Genomic DNA, 19,068 nt, shown 5'->3' on the forward strand with positions numbered 1-19,068 from the left:
ATTTTCAGCCCTCTGTTTTTATTCCTTATTTGCTCAGATTGGCAATACTTTCTTTTATTGTCTTTATCTTGCTTTCGGCGTCAGCCTGTTTCTTCCGCTCGTTGTCGACAATCTCAGGTTTGGCATTGGCAACAAACTTCTCATTACCTAGCTTAGCGGAAACTGATTTAAGAAAACCTTCAAGATATTTCAATTCTTCATTTAGTTTCTTCAATTCGGCTTCTACATCGATATTGCTTCCGAGAGGAACGGAAAACTCAGTCGTTCCCACTAAGAATGACGCAGCGGTAGGGTCTTTTTCTGTAACCGATGCGATAGAAGATAAGTTACACATTTTAGATATAACACTATCATATGCTGTATCATAACCACCTGCTACTTCGAGCGATAACTCTTCCTTATTCGGAATATTCTTTTGTAGACGAATAGTGCGTACTCCTGCGATAGTCTCCTTTATTTTTTCAAAGGTATCAATGAAAGCAGCATCGAAAGTAACTTCTTTTGGCATAGCCGACACCATAATGCTTTCACCTTCCTTACGTTCACTTAACGCCTGCCACAATTCTTCCGTGATAAACGGCATAAACGGGTGAAGAAGACGAAGTAGCGAATCGAAGAATCCTAAAGTAGCCTCATAAGTATTTTTGTCTATCGGCTGCTGATAAGCAGGTTTAACCATTTCGAGATACCACGAAGAGAACTCGTCCCAAAATAGTTTATAAACAGCCATCAATGCCTCTGACAAACGGTATTTACCAAAAGAGTCATCCAATTCGGCTACGGTTTTACTCAATATATTTTCGAACCATTGGATAGCAATCTTAGAAGATTCGGGTTGCTCTATACTATCGCTTACCTCCCACCCTTTCACCAGACGGAAAGCATTCCATATCTTATTATTGAAATTACGCCCTTGTTCGCACAAACTTTCATCGAATGGTAAATCGTTTCCGGCAGGGGAAGTCAGCAACATACCCATGCGCACACCATCAGCGCCGTATTTCTCCATCAGTTCGATAGGGTCAGGCGAGTTACCAAGCGATTTAGACATTTTACGTCCTTGTTTGTCCCGAACAATCCCTGTAAAGTAAACATTCCTAAAACATGGTTGATCTTTGTATTCATATCCCGCCATAATCATACGCGCCACCCAGAAGAATATAATCTCAGGAGCTGTAACAAGGTCATTGGTAGGATAATAGTATTTTATATCTTCGTTATCAGGATTATTAATACCATCAAAAACAGAAATAGGCCATAACCATGATGAGAACCAAGTATCAAGGCAATCCTCATCCTGACGCAAATCTTCCATTTTCAGGTTTGGATTTTGTTTTTGCGCTTCAGCCAATGCCTTTTCAGGAGTTTCACCTACTACAAAGCCTCCTTCGGGTAAGTAGTATGCCGGAATCTGATGACCCCACCACAGTTGGCGGCTGATATTCCAATCCTTTATGTTTTCCATCCAGTGCCGATACGTATTTTTAAACTTAGCGGGATGGAATTTGATTGTATCGTTTTCTACAGCTTCCAATGCAGGTTTAGCCAAATGCTCCATTTTAAGGAACCATTGCATAGAGAACTTAGGTTCTATTACAACATCTGTACGTTCCGAGTAACCTACCTTATTTGTATAGTCCTCAACTTTAAATAATAATCCTGCTTCCTCCAAGTCCTTTACTATCTTTTTACGGACGTCAAAACGATCCATACCAACATAGGATTTAACAATCTCTAGTTCTGGTATATTATATAGATCATCATCTATATAACTATTATTTACAGTACCATCATCATTAAATATGTCAATTATATTCAGATGATATTTTTGTCCTAATTTATAATCATTTTCATCATGGGCTGGGGTTACTTTCAGGCATCCTGTTCCAAAATCCATGTCTACATAATCATCCATTATCACATCAACAGGCCTGTCTATTAAAGGAACTATAACTTGTTTACCCTTTAAGTATGTATAACGAGGATCATTCGGGTTTACACAAACGGCTGTATCTCCTAGAATTGTTTCAGGACGTGTTGTAGCGATTACAATATATTTATCTTCACTATCAAATTGTATTTTATATTTGAGGTAATATAATTTGCTTTGCTCTTCTTTATATATTACCTCCTCATCTGATACTGTAGTTTTCGCCTTTGGATCCCAATGAACTATCCTTGTATCACGATAAATAATCCCTTTATTATAAAGATCGACAAATACTTTTATTACACTTTCGGAACGTTTTTCGTCCATAGTGAAACAAGTCCTGTCCCAATCACATGAAGCCCCCAGTTTTTTCAACTGTTCGAGGATGATTCCTCCATGCTTGTGAGTCCATTCCCAAGCATGTTCAAGGAACGCTTCACGGCTTAAGTCCGTTTTCTTGATACCTTCGGATGCAAGTTTTCCAACCACCTTTGCTTCCGTAGCAATAGACGCATGGTCGGTACCTGGTACCCAGCACGCATTCTTGCCCATCATGCGGGCACGGCGCACAAGTATATCCTGTATTGTATTGTTCAGCATATGCCCCATGTGAAGGACACCTGTAACGTTTGGCGGAGGAATAACAATCGTATAAGGTTCGCGACTATCCGGTTCGGAATGAAAGAACTTATTCTCTAACCAGTATTTATACCATTTATCCTCTACTTCGGCAGGATTATATTTACTTGCAATTTCCATATTATGTGGTTAATATATATTTTGAGGTACAAAAATACAAAATAAAGTTTCAGTTTTTTCATAATGTTTATGTTTAAGATATTCTGAAAAACTTTCTAATTTAGCTGCATCGTGTACCTATTTTGCTTCTGTATATGTAATATTCAATGTAACGGTATGGCCTTTTGCTCCGACAATTCTGCTGAGTACAGAAACAGGATAACCTTCATCATTATATGAATAGCTATAATCCACTCCATTTGAGGAAGAACTTGCCCTCCAGCTCTTAACACTACTATAATAACTGACTGATATATTAAATAAGTATGTTAATAACCAATCAGGGGCATTTATATGAGATAGGGCATTTATATGTTTCTCTTTCGGATAAACGCATTTTACGAAACCTGATATATCTGTTTCTGAATAAAAATCTGCTACCTTCACTAATCTTCCTTTCTCATCATATTCAAACTTCTGTCCTGCTACCATATTATCAAAAACTGCCTTGTTTTCAGATAACTGATTTTTATCATTGATAACAAAATATTCCGGCATCGATTCATCCATATTTGATATAACATTTATTGAATTGTTGGTGCAATACATGATTCTGGAATACTCTTTCTCCGATCCTTCCTTTCTTTTGTATTTTATAACAAAAGAATCTTTTTTATAAATGATTTCATTGGTAATAACCAACAGACCAGGGGATTTTTCTATTACCTTAAAGAAGGTAATCCTGTTCTTATCATCATATGAGATTTCCGTTTTGGCTGAATTACGATCATTTTCTATCAAAACAGGCAATAATCTTACAGTTGTGCCATTATCCTGTTTATCGCTTTTTGGGCGACAAGAACAGAATGTATAACTACACAAGAACAATAACAAAATAATTCTGACTTTCATACTTACTCCTCCTCTATTAAATTCCAACCTTGCGCCTTCAATTCTATCTCTGTACCATCACGGGTTTCAAGAACAGACCCGTTGCCTTCCTTCGTGATATGACCTATTACCCGGACACCTTTTATCTTGGAAACCTGGTCGTGCATATACAACGGAACAGTAAACAGCAGTTCGTAATCCTCTCCCCCATTCAGAGCCACAGTAGTAACGTTCATATTAAACTGCTCTGCCATCATCGCCGTCTGATAATCGATTGGAAGCCGCTCTTCGTAGATATGGCACCCTATCCTACTTTGCTTGCAGATATGCTTCAACTCGGAAGACAAGCCATCCGAAATATCGATCATAGAAGTGGGAACGATTCCCTCTTCAGCTAAAGCTTTGATAATATCTTTTCGTGCCTCCGGTTTTAATTGGCGTTCAAGCAAGTATTCTTTTCCTGTAAAATCAGGCAGAAAATCTGTTTTTCCGTCATAAACAGCTTTTTCGCGCTCAAGCAATTGAAGCCCCATAAAGGCAGCGCCCAAGTCGCCCGATACACAGATCAGATCGGTTTCCTTAGCTCCGTTACGATAAACGATCTTACCGTCTTCACCTTCACCGATACAGGTAATACTGATAGCCAAACCGGTAAGCGAAGCCGATGTATCTCCACCGACAATATCGACTCCATATTCCTGACATGCAAGGGACAACCCCTCATAAAACAGCTCTAAATCCTCAACGGAGAAACGCTTCGATATACCCAGCGAAACGGTTATTTGCTTCGGTTGCCCGTTCATGGCATAAATATCCGAGAAGTTGACGATAGCCGATTTGTATCCCAGATGTTTCAGAGGAACGTACATCAGATCGAAATGAATACCTTCCAGTAATAAGTCGGTAGTAACCAGCGTTTTCTTATTTTCATAAGATAAAACGGCAGCATCGTCCCCTACTCCCTTTTGAGTACTCGAGTTTTTCAACTCTATACTTTCTGTCAGATGGTCGATCAGACCAAATTCTCCTAAACTGGCAATTTCTGTTCTTTTCATTGTTTCAAATTTGAAAGACACAAAGTTAATTAATTTTAATGATATTTCATTTTTTGATACTAATCACAATTCCTACCTTTATGTTCCGAAACTGACCAAACAGAAATTATGAGGATACTTGTACAACGTGTTACGAAAGCGTCTGTTACAATAGATAACAATATAAAATCGAAGATAGGCAAAGGAATACTTATCTTTGTGGGAATAGAAGAGGCTGACAATAAGGAAGATATAGAGTGGCTCACAAATAAAATCGTAAATCTGCGTATATTTGACGACGAAAACGGAGTGATGAATAAACCGGCAATAGAAATAAATGCCGAAATATTAGTAGTATCGCAATTTACACTGCACGCCTCTACAAAAAAAGGAAATCGCCCTTCATACATCAAGGCAGCTAAACCCGATATTTCTATTCCGCTTTACGAGGAATTTTGTCATACATTGAGTTATAAAATGGGAAAACCGGTACAAACCGGAGAGTTCGGAGCCGATATGAAAGTAGAGCTTATAAACGACGGGCCTGTTACCATTTGGATAGACTCGAAAGTAAAAGAATAAAAAAATATGACTATACAAGAAGCACAAAATGAGGTAGATAGTTGGATAAAAACAATCGGAGTCCGCTATTTCAGCGAGCTTACCAATATGACCATCCTCACCGAAGAGGTTGGTGAGCTTGCCCGAATCATGGCTCGCACGTATGGAGATCAATCATTTAAGAAATCCGATCTTGACAAAAATCTGGGAGACGAAATGGCTGATGTGCTTTGGGTTCTGATATGCCTGGCAAACCAAACAGGAGTAGATTTGACCGAAGCATTTAAGAAAAATCTGGAAAAGAAAACAAACAGAGATAAAGACAGACACATAAATAACGAAAAATTGAAATAAAATGGCTGAGACAAATAAATACGTCGATACACTGAAAAAGTACAAGACAAACCTGAATGATGCTGATATAACCAAGAAGGTAAACGAAATAATCAGTAAAAAATTTGACCGTAACAACAATAGCGAAGTATACAAGCGCATATACTCATGCATAGACCTGACTTCGCTGAACACAACAGATACCCGCGAAGCAATCTGGAAGTTTACAGAGAAAGTAAACGATATGGATGGAATATTGGATGTCCCGAATGTGGCAGCTATATGCGTTTTCCCGAACTTCGTAGAAACCGTGAAAGAAGCTCTTACCGCCGATGTTAAAATTGCTGCTGTTGCAGCAGGATTTCCTTCTTCGCAAACATTTCTTGAAGTGAAGGTAGCGGAAACTGCCCTTGCCGTGGCCAATGGCGCAAACGAGATAGATATCGTGCTTAATCTGGGACTATTCTTCGAAGAAAGCTACGATGAATTGTGTGAAGAAATAGATGAAATCAAACACGCTTGCCGCGATTCACACTTGAAAGTCATTTTGGAAACGGGTGCGTTGAAAACGGCCGGCAATATAATGAAGGCGTCCATTCTATCTTTATATTCAGGAGCGGATTTCTTAAAAACTTCGACAGGAAAAGTGTATGAAGGCGCTTCTCTCGAAGCTGCTTATGTGATGTGTACCGCAATCAAAGAATATGAAGCGAAAACAGGACGTAAAGTTGGTTTTAAAGCATCCGGAGGTATTGTTACCACCGAGGATGCAGTCAAATATTACACAGTAGTAAAAGAGGTTCTGGGTGAAGAATATATGACTAACGAGTTCTTTCGTATAGGTGCAAGCCGGTTGGCGAACAATTTACTGGAAAGCATGAAATAAAAGGATATACAACATCAATATGAGGGTGTGCACAGATAGCCGATTCGATAAAATAGTTAAAGGTGCCATATAGAAAGCCTGTTTTGGCATTTTTCTACTAATAAATATTAATATTTATAAATTCAGCGAGAACCCGAATCATTAATTATCATTTTTCTATTTGAAATTATCTATAAAGAAAGCCTTTAAACAAAGTAAATATTCCTTAGCAATACTTACACTTAGCAGCATTTTTTTTAACGCGGTTTAACCGGTGTTAATTTAAAAACCGATATACATTTGTCGCGTATTTAAACATCAAGTTTAACTCTTTAATTAGGTAATAAAATTATGAAAAAGATTCTTCTATCAGGTATTATGGCAGTAGCATTAATCGCTTCTACCGGTGTTATGGCTCAAAAAGTAACAACTGCTCCGGTTAAGAAAGAAGCCAAAGCTGCAACAAAGGATGTTAAAAAAGAAGCTAAAGAAGTTAAGAAAGAAGCTAAAGCAAAAAAAGAATCAGCAAAAGCAGAAGCTAAAACAGCAAAGAAAGAAATAAAAAGTGAAGCTAAAGCAGCAGTGAAAAAATAACCCTGCAAGTAACAGCTGCTAAAGCAAAAAAGATCGATACGCCCAGCGTACCGACCTTTTCTTTTTTATACGAAAATTATTTATTTTCCTTTGCGTATTTCTGATCCAGCTTATCTGCTCTTTTTCCACTTTCGGGATGAGTAGAGAACAATTGCTTCATCTTACTCTTATCTGCGCCTGCATCATCCTGAAGTTTTTGAATAACGCGTAATGCCGAGGCCATAGCCTTAGCATCTTTTCCACATTTTTTCAGCAATTCATAACCATAATCATCTGCTGCATATTCTGCTTTTTGGGAAAACTGCGCACCTGCTAATGCTTCACCGAGCTCGCCAAGTTGAGAGTCAGTCAATGTTGCTGCTGTTCCACCAGTAGAGCCCACTGCATCTTTAAGTGCAGAGGTAAGTAATGCTTTCTTGAATGCATCTTTTGAGTCCTTATTTACAATATGCCCGATTTCGTGTCCGATAATACCTAGTATTTCGTCATCAGTCATCAACTCCATAAGTCCGGCAAAAACACGGATACTGCCGTTTGCACAAGCAAAAGCATTCTGATCTACAACAAAATAAGCTTTGATATCCAAGCCTTTTCTTTCGCTTTCGGGGATGCTTGCCACTATGTTAGCAAGACGGTCGGCAAAACCCTTTCTCTTTGGTCCTTCATCTGTCGTTTCACATACAGGATTATTTTTATCCGACCAGTCGATATACTCCTGACAATATTGTGCTATTTCCGCATCAGTCAAAGTAAAGGCTTTTGCTGTCTTTTTTGCGGCATCCAAGTGTTTAGCGTTAAGTTTTCCGAATTGCGCGTTTGCTGTTAAACCGAAAGCTAATGTTAAGGTAAATAATAAAAGTAGTTTCTTCATAATGTGATTGTTTGGTTAATATAAAAATAGTTAGCTTTTTTCTAAATGTAAAATCGGATATCCTTTGCCTTCCCCGTCATATTCGTCCCGGCCGGCTTCTTTGAATCCGAAATGATAATAGAATTTCAATGCTTGTGTGTTTTGCTCGTTTACATCTACTTTCCGGGCATTCAGCTTGTTTACAGCATGATCCAGCAATAGTTTACCGATACCCGTACCTCTGCTCTTGTTATCAACAAAAAGCATTTCGATACTATCGTCAGAAATACCAAGGAATCCTTTTGCTTCACCTTTGTCATCTCTGTAAACAAATAGTGAAACATGCTCGAAATAGATGTATATATGTTTTTTGTAAAATTCAAAATCTTCATCCGATAAGAAATCATGAGTAGCCTTTACTGCACTTTCCCAAATATCTATTAATATAGGATAATCTTTTTTTTCTCCCGGGGTAATCATCAAAATACTATTTAATTATTAGTCAATATTCAGACTTTTTCGATTTTCAAATGTATTAAATGAGATAATCTTTGAGAAATCGGATAAATCTACTTTCCCGTCTGCACGCATGATAAACTTCACAGGCACTTTTCCCGAAAACGAAGCCCACTGAGAGTATGAACTTGGAGGACCTATGATATAATCACATTTAGAAAGGGCATATAAATCCCGGGCTCCTGATGTATCCGGAATAGTGATACAGTCTAAACCATTGTAATTCCCAAGATTGACCTTTTCGTTTGAACAAAGCAAGAACTTTACTTTGTTGCCTTTTGTCTCAAATTGCTCTTCAATGTTTTTTAAAATACAAATATACTCATCATCGGTGTAATAATATACGCCATCGAGCCATTCTTTGTAATCTCCCCGCCGAATATGCACCCCTATGATGGTAAAACCATTATAATCAGCAAAAAACTGATCTACAAAATCAGTAATATCAGAATTAAAAGCAAATATTTTCCTGATGGCATCCGACTGTTTTTCAACCATTCCGGCATTTCCAAGCCTGTTAGACCAGCCTTCAACAAAGTTTAAATTAAACAACCTCTTGAAAATATTTGCTTTCCCGTTTTGTATATAGCCTCTCGACTTGAGAGACATTAGTATTCGTTTTATCCTTTTATACGAGGCAAATCGTATGAGTTTGTTGCTATTAAGATTTTCAAAATCAGCCGAATATTTACCAAGGTTTATGACTAAAACTTTCTCTCCATATTCCAATCCGTAAGCAATGGAAGGTACTAAAGACCATAGCCTGTTACACAGTTGTCCGGGAGAGTCATAGTTTATGATCATAATTTACACGTTGAATCTGAAATGCATTATATCACCGTCTTGAACGACATATTCCTTACCTTCCACGTTCATTTTTCCGGCCTCTTTCACAGCAGCCTCCGAACCAAGTGTTATAAAATCATTGTACTTGATAACTTCAGCACGGATAAATCCTTTTTCAAAATCGGTATGAATAACACCTGCGCATTGAGGAGCTTTCCATCCGGCAGTAAATGTCCATGCGCGAACCTCCTGGACGCCGGCAGTGAAGTATGTTTGCAAGCCTAATAGTTTGTATGCTGATTTGATAAGACGAGCAACACCCGATTCGTCAAGGCCTATTTCACTAAGAAACATTTCGCGTTCTTCGTATGATTCAAATTCGGCTATTTCCGATTCTATTTTTGCAGCTACAACAAGGATTTCAGCATCTTCATCCTTTACTGATTCACGAACCTGATCGACGTATTTATTACCAGATACAGCACTAGCCTCATCTACATTGCAAACATAGAGGACTGGTTTGTATGTAAGAAGATATACTTCGCGGGCTATTTTTTCGTCTTCTTTATTATCGAACTTAATAGTACGAGCCGATTTACCTTGTTCAAGAGCTTCCCTAAATTGAGTTAGAATATCATATGCCCGTTTGGCATCTTTATCTCCTCCTGTTTTAGCTTGCTTTTCAACTTTCTGAATACGAGCCTGAATGGTTTCCAGATCCTTCAGTTGAAGCTCTATATCTATAATTTCCTTATCACGTACCGGATTTATACTACCATCCACGTGTGTGATATTATCATCGTCGAAACAGCGTAAAACATGGATAATAGCATCCGTCTCGCGTATATTGGCAAGGAATTTATTCCCCAGGCCTTCTCCTTTGCTGGCGCCTTTCACTAGTCCGGCAATATCTACAATTTCCACAGTAGTGGGTACTATTCTGTTTGGTTTTACCAGTTCAGCCAGTTTATTCATACGTTCGTCCGGAACAGTGATAACACCAACATTGGGTTCAATTGTACAAAAAGGAAAGTTTGCCGATTGCGCCTTAGCGTTCGACAGACAGTTGAAAAGAGTAGATTTTCCGACATTAGGAAGGCCTACTATACCACATTGTAATGCCATTATTTTAGTTTTTTCTTATTATCAAATAAATAAGGTAGCTACATGCTACTTTTTTTGCGGTGCAAAGATAGTAATTAACTTCAAAATCTGTTATGTATCCCTTTATGCTTTAAAGGCAATCTGAAAGGAAAGCCTTACACGGCCACCGCCACTTTTTCAGAAACTGCCGCCGGTTTTCGGCTGTACCGGCTGAATATGATTGTTCCCATAGTTTATATTATTTAAGAATTTAAAGTTTAAAGATTTAAAGATTGTTGACTGTTCAAAGTTCTGGCTTACGCCGGTTTCCAATTGTGTAAATATATATTGTAAACTATATATTATATTTTTAAATCCTAAAATCCTGAATGAAATTCTGAAATTCTGAAATCAATTTTATCCTGCGACGTTTACTTTAATTCCTAATTTTTCTACCCTCTCCCCTATCCTCTTCAGATCTTCCAATGGAACTTTTTCGAGATTTTTCTCCGGCGTTTCCCTGTCAATAGTATATATCATCACCTCTTTAGGATTGGTTTCTTTGACTACTTCCAACCAAGCCGAAATCTCGTCTTCTGTCGTGTTATCTACAACCTTTCCATTATGACTCCCCTTAACAAACATGGTTTGCATAATAAAATCGCCTTCAAATTTTTTAAACAATTCGGTTTGCTTGTCTATAGTGTAAGACGGAGCATTAGGGCGGTCTATCAGCTTCACTGTATCCAAATTGGCCGAATCGAGCTTAAGGATATTATTATCCACTTTTTTCAATGCTTCGAAAACGGCTTTTTTCCCCGCATGCATAGCATTAGACAATACGCTTATTTTCGCATTTGGAAAGTACTTGTCACGCAACTCTATCGTATCGTCTATTATTTCTGCAAACTGAGGATGTAAAGTCGGTTCCCCATTTCCGGCAAAAGTAATAACATCGATAGACGTGTTTTCTTTTTGCAATTGTAATAGTTTATCTTCAAGAGCAGCCTTTACATTTTCACGTGCAGGAAGCTTTGTCTTTGTCCTGAAGTTTTCATTATATCCGCATTCGCAATAAATACAATCGAATGAACATAGCTTCCCATCGTAAGGAAGAAGGTTCATTCCCAGCGACGCGCCTAGCCGCCGACTGTGGATAGGCCCGAAAACTATTTCGTGAAACAATATGGTTGACATAATCTCTTTATTTACCGTTACTGATTTTTGTTTGTATCCTTCCCTTCCACCACACCGGCTCCTGAGGATTTGCGAGATCTTCGAAGGTGAAATCAAATTCCGCTTTCAAAATACCCTGATCGAACAAAGTCTTATCTATTTTCATTTTACCGCTTATCCCATTAAAATATTGTAATCCTGATGAAGAAACACCATTCAATTCTACTTGTGGAATACATATATCCTCAATAATATCTATCTGTAAACTTGAATGTGTCCCTACATTACAGCCAGTATAACATTTTATTGTATCATCCTTCCTGTACGCATAGGCAAAATCCGTGCCGGCCCATTCATAGCATTGCGCCTCGCTTTCAATGGTGCGATAGTGGTGAGCCGTATCGACCAACTGGTAATACCTGTGCAATGAGTCGGGGTATATCCTGCCATCCTCATCCAGCATGTTATATGAATTATCATCACACAAACCATCGCAAACAAGCTGTCCGTATTCATTGTAGCTAATGCCTTCATCGTAGCTCCACTTGTCTGTAAAAGAGAAATCGCCCTTCAATCCATCCGTCCACTCCACTTTTATGGAACCATCCTTTTTGCAAGATGATAAAATCAGGACAAGTAATATAGGAATAATATATTTCATCATATGATCCAGCTTACTCCGTACATAATCAGAACATAACGTATAAATTTACCTGAAAACATAGCAATATTCACAATATAAACATTTGCCCGCATATAGCCCAAAGCGAGTGCGATCAAATCGCCGACTACCGGCAGAAAGCTGAAAAAAGCCATCATGGCTCCCTTCCCTTCGAGCCAATACTGCATTTTATCTATTTTTTCCCTCTTTACTTTCAGGTACTTTTCTATCCATTCTATTTTTCCAAGATGACCTAAATAGTAATTAGTCATTCCTCCCAGCCAATTTCCTACAGAAGCTACTGCAACACATGCCCATCCATTGAGGCCGGCAGCCAATAATGCAACAAAAACAACCTCCGAGCCTAAGGGCAGAATAGTAGCAGCAAGAAAGGAGGCAAGAAAGAGTCCTATATAGCCATATTCGGCAAACCCGTCAAGCATCTTTCAGATTGAAATACATAAAAATACCAAAGGCAACAGCGAATATGCACAGCCCTATTCCCAGTTTTTTGATCCACGATTCTGTTTTCAGGCTTTCTTCATCATATTTAGCCTTTCTCATCATAGTACGGGGGCTATATATCATAACAAGGCCAAAAATCAGTAAAAAAGCAGGGTACATGAAATCTATATTAGAAAATTTCTGCATACGATAATCTAATTTAAGATTGTTTTCTTTTTTTCTGTACAAAAATATATATACATAATACAAAGATACTCACAATGGTAATATACCAACTCACTTTTTGAACTATTGTGCCTTTGTAATATACTTTAACCGATCCTGATTTATCGACAGGAATCTGCACAAGTCCATGGCTGCTTTCTTCCACAGATATACTTTTTGCATCGATAGTGGCCGCATAACCTTTATAATATATCAGTGGCAGTTCGATTGTCGTTTTCGAAGTCGTTACAACAGAGAAGCCGGTAACACCATTCATTCTATTTACTCCAGACAAACCAACCCCCTGCTGACCGGCAATCACTGTATCCCCTCTTTCGCGGATATATTCGATATCAGGAACTTTATCCGGTACATATTCAATTCCGCCCATATGATAGCGATCATCAACAGATGCATCTTCTGTTATCAACTTACCTGAGCGTATTTCTTTATACAACTTCGCATCATTAATCATAACAAATATCGTTGCTAAAACGATAACGCATCCCGCTACAAACAGACGTTTTTTAGATTTTATCGAATGAGAGAGATAATATCCTCCTGCAATAGCAAAAAAGAAACTGGAAAACTCTAATAATCGCCACGGAAGCTGTATGAAATTTAATTTATTAAATGGAAACAAAGACCAGGGGAATAAAGACCAGGTTGTAAAAATATATGCCAGTCCAAGAATAACAAGTATATCGATACTCCTGAGTTCTTTCGATTTTCCATATACAAACAATCGAAGTAAAATACCACAAGTTAATATTAACCCTGTGCCCGGTATAAATATTTGCTTTGCTTGGACAACCCCTGAAAATAAACCCCAAATTATCCAATTTATTTTAAATACTGAATCTTGTGCCCGAACCGTTAAATTGCGACTTTCATAATAAAAGACGTTTGACGTCATTTGTTCCAACAATGGAAAAATATAATAGCTTACTATTAAAAATGTTGCTACTCCCGAAAGCAGCAGATAGTAAAAGCGCTTAGGCTCATTAAACAGGGATTTGCAATAAATCAATAAGATGATAATTATGGTAATGAACATTAAAACCGACGAAATTAAGTGTGTAAATATCATCAGACTGAAACCAACGGTAAGTATATACCATTTTTTATAATCTCCTTTAATAATATGATATAATCCCAACAAGACAAGAGGAAGGAATGTAAATGTAATAGCTTCGCCTACGGCTGCCCGATGATATATATCTAAAAGCCTGTAAAAACAAAAGGTATATAATATTGCCGCGATGGAAGCCGTAAAGGAATTTTTATATATCTTATTTACAGTTATATATGTAAACAACCCACATAAAAAAGTCATTACAAATATCATCGATAAATAGGCGAACTCTATGTTCGTAAAATTACCTATCAAAGCAAAAGGAATAAGGGTTAAATCGGGATAAAAAGCTTTTGTAAAATAGCCATAACCATTCATTGTACCATAATCAAGATACATCAGATACGGACTTTTAATTCCGTCCATCAAAGCTTGCAAACGCCTGTAATGAAAAAAGAAATCCTGTCCGGGATGCAGAGGGTTGTAGAAATACATCATTAGCAATGAAAGAACCAATAATACAAACAGAAAGAGCCATATATGACTTTTTCTATTAGCTACAATAGAATCCAGCAAATTATCTACCCGTTTCATGTTCTCTTTTCTTTGACCAAATAATGAAGATTGAAAATGCTAAGATACTGATAATTGAAATATAAAAGCTAACCCATTGTGTTGTTGTTCCTTTATAATAAGCCTCTACCCTACCCGACTTGTCCGCAACGATCTGCACCAGTCCTGTCGGACTCTGTTGCACAGGCAGATCTATCCCATCCAGAGTAACGTGATAACCTTTGTAATAAAGTAACGGAAGCAACAGGCTGTCAGTAGCATGAACCTCTATATCGAAACTTGTCACATTTTTGTTTCGTTTAAGATTCGAAATCTGTGTGTCAGCATTTTTAAATTCAACTTTCTCTCCTCTTATATAAATATAGTCTATCGCGACTATCCGTGCAGGAAAATACTCTCCTCCTATCAGATGGTAATGGTTATAGAATGCCGGATTTTCATCTGAATTGCCTGCATATATCTGAAGAGCTTTTGCATAATACAGATATTTATAATTTTCACTGTGTATGTAGGTTGTAACCATCGTAGCCACTACGATCACAGCAAAAACAATTATCCTCGATTTGGTTTTTACAAATAACAGAGAAAGATAATATGCTCCCGCGACAGCAAAAAAGCAACTGGCAAATTCGTATAGACGCCACGGATATTGTATAAATCCTATCAGGGAAAAAGGAAAAGTCCCCCAAGGAAATATCCTTGACGAAGCGATAATAAAGCAAATGCCAATTATTACTCCTATATCCACACTTTTTAACCCATCCGATTTTTTACCTTTTATGAAAAATCGAAGTAAGATCAATAATATCAATATAATTCCAACACCGGACCAAATAGCTTTGCCGGGATAAAGAATACCACTTATAAGACCCCAGAAAACAAGATCGAAACCAACTTTACCATAACCGGCCTTTCCGCCCATACTGTACAGGAAAGTATTCGATGCCAATTGTTCGATGACGGGAAATAGATAATAAGCCGTTACAGCAATAGTAACCAAACCCGCCAAAAACAGATAACCAATACGTTTAGGTTCTTTCAATATAGGTTTATAACATACAACCAGTATAATCAGCAGCGTGATGAACGTCAGTACCGATGATATAACATGCGTAAATATGAGTAGGCTATACCCGATAGCAAGGATATACCATTTCTTGTAATCGCCTTTGATGATGTGATATAATCCCAAGAAAATCAGAGGAAGGAAAGTGAAAGAAAGCGCTTCTCCAAATGCTGCCCGCTGATATACATCGTAAAGACGATATATGGCAAATGTATAGAGAATACTCGTTAATAAAGCTACATATGAACTCTTGTATATGACTCTGACAGCGTGATATGTAAACACACCACAAAGTACTGTCATGGTAAATATCATCACATCGTAAGCAAAATAAGTACTTGTAAACAGACCTATAAGGGCAAAAGGGATGAGGATAGCATCGCAATAAAATCCTTTTGTAAAATAGCCATAGCCATCTACATTAGAGTAGTCTGTATAGTTAGGAAATAATCCCTGTTTAAGAGCATCTATAAGTACATCCAGCCGCCTGTAATGAAAATAAAAATCGTAACCCTGATAAGAAGATGACAGTCCGTTACACCACATCATAAATAATGTAAGAAATACCAGAATGGCAAAAAACAGCCAAAATTGGTATTTTTTGTTGTATTGAATATTGTGTAGCAAAGTATTAATAAGTTTCATCTTATTCGGCTATTTTAATGTGCCTCCAACCAATTTTTACCTTTTCCGCAATCAGCCTTTAACGGAACAGCCAGTTTATAAGCGTTTTCCATTTCTTCTATCACTATCTTTTGTACTTGCTGAAATTCGCTTTCAATAACATTGAAATTCAACTCGTCATGCACCTGAAGAATCATTTTCGACTCGATATTTTCATCTGTAAACCGTTTGAAAATACGGTTCATGGCTACTTTAATAATATCCGCAGCACTACCTTGTATCGGTGCATTGATGGCATTCCGTTCGGCATATCCACGCACGGTAGCATTCCGTGAATTAATATCCGGAAGGAAACGTTTACGCCCGAATACCGTTTCCACATAGGTATGGTCACGGGCTGTAACTATGCTCTTATCCATATATTCCTTTACCTGTGGATAAGTATCAAAATAGCCATCTATAAGCTCTTTGGCTTCGCCGCGGGGAATTGTAAGACGTTCTGCCAAGCCAAATACAGATATTCCGTAAATGATACCGAAATTGGCTGTTTTAGCTTTACGCCTCATATCGCTTGTAACTTCGCTTATAGGCAATTTATATATTTTGGCAGCCGTAGCGGCATGAATATCTTCACCACTATTGAAAGCTTCTACCATGTTCGGATCCCGGCTAAGATGAGCCATAATACGAAGTTCGATCTGGGAATAGTCGGCAGAGAAAAATATGCACCCTTCATCTGCTATAAAAGCCTTGCGTATTCCTTTTCCCTGCTCGTCGCGAATAGGAATATTCTGAAGATTAGGATTGCTTGAACTCAATCGTCCTGTTGCCGTAACAGTCTGATTATATGATGTGTGAAGTTTATTATCCAAAGGACTAACAAGCAAAGGAAGAGCATCTACATAGGTACTCAATAATTTTTTTACTCCACGGTATTCTAATATTTTACCAACGATAGGGTGGGAGTCCTTCATTTTCTCCAAGGCCTCTTCACTGGTAACATATTGCCCTGTCTTTGTTTTCTTCGGTTTATCAACGATTTTTAGATTGTCGAATAAAACTTCGCCCACCTGTTTGGCTGAATTGATATTAAACTCAAGTCCGGCCAATCGATGTATTTCCGATTCCTTTGTTTGTAGTTCCTTAGTCAATATTATTGAATAATCAGCCAGTGCTGCGGTATCTAAGCGCACACCTGTATATTCCATATCGGCAAGAACATAAATAAGCGGTAGTTCTATATCATACAGCAACTTACCGAGATCCTGCTTTTCAATAACCTTTTCTAATATACCTTTCAATTTCAAGGTTATATCCGCATCCTCACAAGCGTAGTCACATATCTGTTCAGGACGAAGATCCCGCATATTTCCCTGATTCTTCCCCTTTGCTCCTATCAGCTCATCGATATGGATAGTCCTGTATTTCAAGAAAGTTTCCGCCATATAATCCATATTGTGTCTCAGTTCGGGATTGATAAGATAATGGGCTATCATCGTATCGAACAAATTGCCCCGCACATGTATGCCGTACTTTTTAAGTACAATTATATCATATTTCAGGTTCTGACCTATCTTCTGTATATTTTCGTTCTCAAAGAAAGGCCGAAACTTTTCTACTATCCTTTGAGCCTTTTCTCTATCAGCAGGTACGTATACATAATAAGCTTCACCTTCTTTGAAAGCAAAAGACATACCTACAAGCTCACTAGTAGTAGGATCTATACCTGTGGTCTCTGTATCGAAGCAGCAAGATGCCTGTTTGATGATTTTTTCTACCAGATTATCTATTTCATTATCTTCTTTCACCAAATGGTAAGAGTGGGGAATATCTTTCAGTGTTTGCAATCCTGAATAATTATTTACATCTACAGATGAAACATTTACAGGAGGCAATAATTCGGCAAACAAATCACCCTGAATAGCCTCGTGTGTGGTAGTTATCCTTACAGGAGGAGCCGGAACCCCATCTTTTTTAAGAACACGATTGATAAGGGTTCTGAATTCTAATTCTTCAAAAATTTCAGAAAGTTTTTCAGCATTAACTTCCTTACGTTTGTATTCCTCCTTATTAAATTCTACAGGTACATTAACCTCTATTGTCGCCAGAAATTTAGAGAAGATTATCTGTTCTTTGTTATCTTCCAGTCTTGTTTTTAATGTGCCTTTTATTTCAGAAGTATGCTCCAACAAATTCTCGATAGTTCCATACTCTTCCAGTAATTTCTGAGCTGTTTTAGGTCCGACTCCCGGGCATCCGGGAATATTATCCGAAGCATCCCCCATAAGTCCCAATAAATCTATCATTTGAGTAGGTGAGGAGAGTTCATATTTTTCCATCACTGCATTTGCATCCAAAACATCGAAATCCGATCCTGCGAACTTGGGTTTGTACATGAATATATGATCGCTGGTAAGCTGTCCGTAGTCCTTATCAGGAGTCATCATATAAACATCGAAGTTTTCTTTTTCCGCTTTTTTCGCAATGGTTCCTATCACATCATCAGCTTCGAAACGGGGTACTTCTACCATCTTGATATTGTAGGCATCGATAATCTCCTTGATTATAGGAACTGCCATTTTTATATCTTCCGGAGTTTCTTGTCGCTGTGCCTTATAATGTTCATATGCATCGTGACGAAACGTTCCACCGGGAGGATCGAACGCCACGGCAATGTGTGTAGGATCTTCTTTTTTCAGAAGTTCTTCCAAAGTATTTACAAACCCGAAAATAGCAGAAGTATTTTGCCCTTTGGAGTTTACTCTCGGACTTTTTATAAATGCGTAGTATGAACGGTATATGAGGGCGTATGCGTCTAAAAGAAATAGTTTCATCGAAATAAATTAAAAATGTTTGGCAAGTTACGCAAAAAAGCAACGAACTACAAAGTGATGCATGAAAATGTAGGGCAACCGCAAAAAAAATGAAGAATTAAAAATCGTTAGTTTGTATTTTATAAAAAAGAAAGATAAAGGAAACTCCAAATTGAATATCTTTCCTGGATAAAAAAGCTCCATCTGCTGCATTAACTTTTAATTAGAAA

The 19,068-nt window shown here is 37.8% G+C and carries 18 protein-coding genes; 4 read left to right on the forward strand and 14 right to left on the reverse strand.

What is annotated here, in order from left to right:
* Positions 1 to 25: 25 nt before the first annotated feature.
* The 3 genes from ACYPZI_RS07855 to thiL all read right to left on the reverse strand — a co-directional run bounded on the left by ACYPZI_RS07855 (position 26) and on the right by thiL (position 4,614).
* Positions 26 to 2,689, reverse strand: a complete 2,664-nt coding sequence (locus ACYPZI_RS07855) for a valine--tRNA ligase (protein WP_459600319.1) — start codon at positions 2,687 to 2,689, stop codon at positions 26 to 28.
* Between the two features lie 117 nt (positions 2,690 to 2,806).
* Entirely contained in the window at positions 2,807 to 3,580 is a 774-nt protein-coding gene (locus ACYPZI_RS07860) for a hypothetical protein (protein WP_459600321.1), read from the reverse strand.
* 2 nt (positions 3,581 to 3,582) lie between these two features.
* Entirely contained in the window at positions 3,583 to 4,614 is a 1,032-nt protein-coding gene (thiL, locus tag ACYPZI_RS07865; protein WP_459600323.1) for a thiamine-phosphate kinase, read from the reverse strand.
* Between the two features lie 108 nt (positions 4,615 to 4,722).
* Here thiL and dtd point away from each other — a divergent pair, with 108 nt between their 5' ends.
* From dtd to ACYPZI_RS07885, 4 genes are all read left to right on the forward strand, one after another.
* Positions 4,723 to 5,175, forward strand: coding sequence for a D-aminoacyl-tRNA deacylase (dtd, locus tag ACYPZI_RS07870; RefSeq protein WP_459600325.1), 453 nt, complete (start codon positions 4,723 to 4,725; stop codon positions 5,173 to 5,175).
* 6 nt (positions 5,176 to 5,181) lie between these two features.
* A complete protein-coding gene (locus ACYPZI_RS07875; RefSeq protein ID WP_459600327.1) occupies positions 5,182 to 5,508 on the forward strand; it encodes a nucleotide pyrophosphohydrolase in 327 nt (108 codons plus the stop codon).
* A gap of 1 nt (position 5,509) precedes the next feature.
* Positions 5,510 to 6,373: a deoxyribose-phosphate aldolase gene (deoC, locus tag ACYPZI_RS07880; protein WP_459600328.1), complete on the forward strand. Its 864-nt coding sequence runs from the start codon at positions 5,510 to 5,512 to the stop codon at positions 6,371 to 6,373.
* A 330-nt stretch (positions 6,374 to 6,703) separates the two neighbouring features.
* A complete protein-coding gene (locus ACYPZI_RS07885; RefSeq protein ID WP_459600330.1) occupies positions 6,704 to 6,946 on the forward strand; it encodes a hypothetical protein in 243 nt (80 codons plus the stop codon).
* Between the two features lie 76 nt (positions 6,947 to 7,022).
* Here the strand turns inward: ACYPZI_RS07885 and ACYPZI_RS07890 are convergent, their stop codons facing one another.
* The 11 genes from ACYPZI_RS07890 to polA all read right to left on the reverse strand — a co-directional run bounded on the left by ACYPZI_RS07890 (position 7,023) and on the right by polA (position 18,859).
* Positions 7,023 to 7,817 carry a M48 family metalloprotease gene (locus ACYPZI_RS07890; protein ID WP_459600332.1) on the reverse strand — a complete coding sequence of 265 codons (795 nt, stop codon included), beginning with the start codon at positions 7,815 to 7,817 and terminating at the stop codon, positions 7,023 to 7,025.
* A gap of 30 nt (positions 7,818 to 7,847) precedes the next feature.
* Entirely contained in the window at positions 7,848 to 8,276 is a 429-nt protein-coding gene (locus ACYPZI_RS07895; protein WP_459600334.1) for a GNAT family N-acetyltransferase, read from the reverse strand.
* An 18-nt stretch (positions 8,277 to 8,294) separates the two neighbouring features.
* Positions 8,295 to 9,116, reverse strand: coding sequence for an alpha-1,2-fucosyltransferase (locus ACYPZI_RS07900; protein ID WP_459600336.1), 822 nt, complete (start codon positions 9,114 to 9,116; stop codon positions 8,295 to 8,297).
* A gap of 3 nt (positions 9,117 to 9,119) precedes the next feature.
* Entirely contained in the window at positions 9,120 to 10,223 is a 1,104-nt protein-coding gene (gene ychF, locus ACYPZI_RS07905; RefSeq protein ID WP_459600338.1) for a redox-regulated ATPase YchF, read from the reverse strand.
* Positions 10,224 to 10,598: 375 nt separating this feature from the next.
* Positions 10,599 to 11,378: a radical SAM protein gene (locus ACYPZI_RS07910; protein WP_459600340.1), complete on the reverse strand. Its 780-nt coding sequence runs from the start codon at positions 11,376 to 11,378 to the stop codon at positions 10,599 to 10,601.
* Positions 11,379 to 11,385: 7 nt separating this feature from the next.
* On the reverse strand, positions 11,386 to 12,021 hold the full coding sequence (locus ACYPZI_RS07915; protein ID WP_459600342.1) for a hypothetical protein: 636 nt from the start codon (positions 12,019 to 12,021) through the stop codon (positions 11,386 to 11,388).
* Positions 12,018 to 12,461: a YqaA family protein gene (locus ACYPZI_RS07920; protein ID WP_459600344.1), complete on the reverse strand. Its 444-nt coding sequence runs from the start codon at positions 12,459 to 12,461 to the stop codon at positions 12,018 to 12,020. Before ACYPZI_RS07920 ends, ACYPZI_RS07915 begins: the two co-directional genes overlap by 4 nt.
* Positions 12,454 to 12,669 (reverse strand): hypothetical protein, encoded by a 216-nt coding sequence (locus tag ACYPZI_RS07925; RefSeq protein WP_459600346.1) that lies wholly within the window; start codon positions 12,667 to 12,669, stop codon positions 12,454 to 12,456. The genes ACYPZI_RS07920 and ACYPZI_RS07925 overlap by 8 nt, the downstream gene beginning before the upstream one ends.
* A 13-nt stretch (positions 12,670 to 12,682) precedes the next feature.
* Positions 12,683 to 14,356: a hypothetical protein gene (locus ACYPZI_RS07930; RefSeq protein ID WP_459600348.1), complete on the reverse strand. Its 1,674-nt coding sequence runs from the start codon at positions 14,354 to 14,356 to the stop codon at positions 12,683 to 12,685.
* The gene (locus tag ACYPZI_RS07935) at positions 14,340 to 16,046 is read right to left on the reverse strand and encodes a hypothetical protein (RefSeq protein ID WP_459600350.1); all 1,707 of its coding nucleotides are present in this window, start codon (positions 16,044 to 16,046) and stop codon (positions 14,340 to 14,342) included. Before ACYPZI_RS07935 ends, ACYPZI_RS07930 begins: the two co-directional genes overlap by 17 nt.
* A 14-nt stretch (positions 16,047 to 16,060) precedes the next feature.
* Positions 16,061 to 18,859 (reverse strand): DNA polymerase I, encoded by a 2,799-nt coding sequence (polA, locus tag ACYPZI_RS07940; protein ID WP_459600352.1) that lies wholly within the window; start codon positions 18,857 to 18,859, stop codon positions 16,061 to 16,063.
* Between the last annotated feature and the right edge of the window lie 209 nt (positions 18,860 to 19,068).

The organism is Dysgonomonas reticulitermitis (genome assembly GCF_054601275.1).